The following is a 4,326-nucleotide window of genomic DNA, read 5'->3' as shown; positions in this document are numbered from 1 at the left end:
GGAACCCAGCGGCGCCCGCCGGCAGGGGCCCAGCGGCGCCTGTCGGCAGGGGCCCGGCCCCGTCCGCTGACCGGCCCTCAGTCGCGCATGCGGCGTCTGGCGACGGCGGCCGCCGCGATGCCGCACACGGCCAGCAGCGTCGCAAGGACACCGACACATGCGGCGTCGGAGCCCGTGTGGGCCAGACCCGCAGGACCCGCCGCACTCACGGACGCGGTCGCGGTGTCCGCGGCGGCAGGCGAGGTGGCGTTGTCCACCGGATCGGTGGTGGGGTCGTCCGTGGGGACTGTTCCCTGGTCGGAGGGGTCGGGGACGGGATCCGTGCTGGGATCGGTGGTGGGTTCACCCGTGGGATCGGTCGTGGGCTCCTCGGTGACGACCGAGGCGGTGGCCTGCCCGGTCTCCGCCGAGACGACCGTGCCGTCCGCGTCCAGGGTGACCTTCGCGCTCAGGGCGGCAGGAAGGTCGATGCACTGCCAGCCCAGGGAGGAGGAGTCCAGCGGGTAACCGGAGTCGATCTCGGTCGCGGCGAGCACCGCGCGGCGCTGGTCGGCCGACAGGGTCGGGAATGCGGTGACCAGCAGGTTCTCGGCGCCCTCGGGCAACACTGCGGTCTGGCCGGCCGTTCCGACCTGGGCGAAGCCGTAGGTCATGCGTGCCCGGTAGGCGGTGAGGGCGCTGGCCCGGTCGGTGACAGGGGCCTGGGAGACGGCGTCCGTGAAGGCGTTCGTGTAGCCGCCCTCGTCCGCGGCCCCGACCTCGTCGATGCACTCCTCGAGGGTGTCGCCGTGGCCGTCCGCGGCGCAGCGCGAGGCGAGGTAGTCGGCGAGCTCGCTCTGGGCGGGCAGGACCGTGCCGGAGACGTAGGAGGGGTCGGAGAGCTTCGCGGCCACCTGCGAGTGGCCGACGATGCGTCCGCCCATCACGTCGAGCGGGTAGTGGACCCCGAGGACGATGCGGTTGTTGCCGGCCTCCGAGGAGCGGGTGACGATCTCGGTGCCCAGCTGCGGCAGGAGGGTCGCGGGCTCGAGGCCGACCGTGTAGGCGTAGGTGGTGTGGCCCGAGGGGAACGCCTGCGAGTAGCCGGCCGGCAATGACGCGTAACCCGCCGTGTGGGTGCGGTCCGTCGCCGGATCCGTCCAGTCGGGGATCTCGGCGATCCCGAGGTCGGCGCTCAGGCTGCGCAGGTCGGAGTCACCGCCGGAGGTGCGGTCCTCCATGAAGGGTCGGGGGAAGTTGAAGTAGGGCTTGGCGGTGCCGGTGTTGGCGCCGGCGCCGGCCTCGGTGATGGCGGCCGTCGCCAGGGGCAGGTCGCCCGCAGCGACGCCCTCACTGAAGTAGGTGCCCAGGACGGGTCCGAGTGCGTCAGGGAGCGTCTGCCTCCAGTCGTAGTCGGCGTCCACGAGGGCACGGTGTGCCTGGGTCTCGTCAGCTGCGCCGGCGTGGTTGATGGCCACGAGCGTGGTGTCGTTCTGCTCCAGGATCTGCTCACCGGCCGGGAGAACGGTCCCGCGGAAGGCGGTCGCGGCCTTGGTCCCGTCATTGGTGGTGTCGTAGGCGAGGGGTGTCCAGTAGTTGTTGAACTCCCCCATGAGGTCCACGGGATCGGGGGCGGAGCTGCCCCCGTCGGCCGCGAGCGCGGGGAGGGCGCCGAGGGCGAGTACCGAGGTGACCGCTCCGATGGTGAGGGATCTGCGCACACGGGTGCGCACCTGCGTTGACATGTGTTGTGTCCTTCCTCGGGGCTCCGCGCGTGCCGTGCGCTCGCCGGTGGGGCCGTCGGTCGTGTGGCCGGCTCCTGCCCTCGCCAGTGGTCCCCGTCGGATCGGGGATGTCGACCGTCCGCGGAACCCGCGTGTGAAGGTACGGGGCGCGGGTGACCGGGAGGGCGGCATCGGACGAACGCGAGGTGAACGAGGACGTCGTACCCCTGTGGCACCCGCCACCGGACTCCTCGCGCACGGCACCACGTCACATCAGGGTGCTGGCAGGACTCGGGGAGGAGCCCCCTCCTCGGTCGCGTCAGACCCGTCGCGCACCGCCGCAGGTCAGGGGGGTTCATCTGCGGCGCCGGCGACCGGCGGGTCCCCCGTCCGGCGATCCCCTGTCCGGTCTCGAACGCCCCCTGGCCGGTCCCCAGCCCGTCGGTCCCCCCACCCGGCAGGGTCCCCCGCCCGGCCACGGTGGTTCTGCCAGCGCCCGAGCGGGGACCCACCGGATGGCATCCATGTTCTCTCCGGATCGATCCAGGACGGCGCACGCACCCAGGGGACACCGCTGCGCACCTGGATCTGCCACCCGCTGGTGCCGAGCGTGCGGTGGTGGAACCAACACAGGAGGACGCCGTTGTCCGTGTGTGTCGCTCCGCCCTCGTGGTGCTCGACGACGTGGTGGACCTCGCACCAGGTGGAGGGCACATGGCACCCGGGGATCACACACTCCCCGTCACGCAGGATGATCGCGCGTCGCTGGTGGGCGGTGAACAGCCGGTGCGGGGCGCCCAGCCCGAGGACGCGGCCCGTGGCATCCACCACGACTCGCTGCACCGCTCCCGTGCACGCGATCTGTCGGGCGACCGTGGCACCGACGGCCACACGGCCGGGATCGTGCACGCCCTCGACGAAGGCGACACCGTCCGGGTCCCCCACCTGGTCGGGGGTGGTGCTGACCAGGAGCGTCGGCGGCGCACCCCCGAGCCGGGGCGTCACCGCGCACCCGGCTGCCGTGGTGAGGATCCCGGCGAGTGCGTCGTGCCTCCTCTGTGCCCACCTGCGCGCTCCGGGACCGCATTCCCCCTCCGGTTCACCCGCAGGGGGAACGGCCGCAGCAGGATCCCCCGCACTGGCATCCCCGGCAGGACGGTCCACCGACGCCGGGGATCCTGGCACCCCGGACGCCCCGTGCACCGACGGCTCCCTCCGGGGGTTGAGGTACGCGTCGAGCAGCCGCTCGAGCTGGGCTGCGACCTCGGGCAGGAGCTCGCCCTTCAGGGGCACGGTCCCGCCCCGGACACGACCCAGGGTGAGTCCGCGCCGACGCATCGCCTCCCTCTCATCGGGCACGCGGCCGTCCGGATCCAGGTAGAGGGCCCACACCCCCGACATCGCAGCCACATCGTCGGCCGGCACGCCCCGCACACCCCCGTGCGCCCCGGGACAGCCGGACTCCTCGGGAACCGTCGGGCCCCCGAGCCCGGACTCCTCGGGATCCCCGCCGTCGGTCCCGTGTCCGGTGGTCGCGGTGGCCACGAGCTCCCTCTCGGCCTGCCACACCTCCCCGACACCCGCGCCGTGCGCGAGCGCACCCCCCAGCGCGGTCGTGATCGCCCGTGCGCTGTCCAGACCCAGGGCACCTTCCTCGACTGCCCGGCGGACCAGCGGGAACGAGCCCGGGAGCCGCTCACCGGACAGCGAGACCTCGGAGCGCAGTGGCTCGGCATCCTTCACACGGGCCCGCGCGGTCCGGCCCGACACGAGCGTCACCCGCTCGACCAACTCGGACGGGGTCCGGCAACCACGACGGGCGGCCAGCCCGTCCCCACCCAGGCTCCGACGCGAGCGGTGGGCGACCTCCCCTGCTCCCAGTGCGCGGGCCGCATCCACCAACCGTCCCAGTTCCTCCGCGTCCCTGATGAAGGCCAGGAGGTCGTCGTCCGGGAGGTGTGCGACAGCTTCCGACAGCCCGGTCCCGCCCTCGTCCGCGGAGCCGGCGTCGCACCCCCCGCGCGCGACCGCCAACAGCCGTCCCAGGGTCGCGAGCAGGTCCTCGCCCCGTGGCGTCCGATCACCGGTCGTCGTGTCCATGGTTCATTGTCTGAAGGACCATGTGCATCTGCGGCAGACACCCTTCCGCGGGCAGTGACCTGTGGATGGCCGGGACAGCGCCGGGACGCGCCGCGGCACTACCGTGGCGAGATGACCCCCGACTCCTCTGCGGCCCCGGCGAACGGCGGACGCCGCGAACACCGCCCGCACCTCGACCGGGAGCACGCCGGAGTGCACGAGGCCCACTACACCCACGGCCACGATGCCGCCGTGCTCGCCGCGCACGCGGCGCGCACCGCCCAGAACTCCGCTGCCTACCTCCTCCCGCACCTCCGACCGGGGATGGACCTGCTCGACGTCGGATCCGGACCCGGGACGATCACCCTGGACCTGGCGGCGGCGGTGGCACCCGGGCGGACGGTCGGGATCGACGAGGCCGGGGCCGCCCTCGCCAGCGCACAGGGAAACGCCCACGCACGCGCCGACACGACGACCCGGTTCCAGCTGGCCGACGTCATGGACCTGCCGTTCCCGGACGACTCCTTCGACGTCGTCCACGCCC

The 4,326-nt window shown here is 73.3% G+C and carries 3 protein-coding genes; 1 reads left to right on the top strand and 2 read right to left on the bottom strand.

Translation table 11 applies throughout. The annotated features are described in order from the left end of the window. Window positions 1-77: 77 nt before the first annotated feature. Window positions 78-1,724, bottom strand: a complete 1,647-nt coding sequence (locus TA90_RS11195) for a phosphatase PAP2 family protein (protein ID WP_074015387.1) — start codon at window positions 1,722-1,724, stop codon at window positions 78-80. A gap of 324 nt (window positions 1,725-2,048) precedes the next feature. Further along, window positions 2,049-3,803 (bottom strand): HNH endonuclease signature motif containing protein, encoded by a 1,755-nt coding sequence (locus TA90_RS11190; protein ID WP_043536507.1) that lies wholly within the window; start codon window positions 3,801-3,803, stop codon window positions 2,049-2,051. Between the two features lie 111 nt (window positions 3,804-3,914). Between TA90_RS11190 and TA90_RS11185 the strand changes: the two genes are divergently transcribed. Further along, a partial coding sequence (locus tag TA90_RS11185; protein ID WP_147513479.1) for a class I SAM-dependent methyltransferase occupies window positions 3,915-4,326 on the top strand: 412 nt, incomplete at its 3' end.

The sequence above is a fragment of the Actinomyces polynesiensis genome, assembly GCF_000820725.1.
Lineage (GTDB): Bacteria > Actinomycetota > Actinomycetes > Actinomycetales > Actinomycetaceae > Pauljensenia > Pauljensenia polynesiensis.
This window is presented reverse-complemented; position numbering and strand designations above follow the sequence as displayed.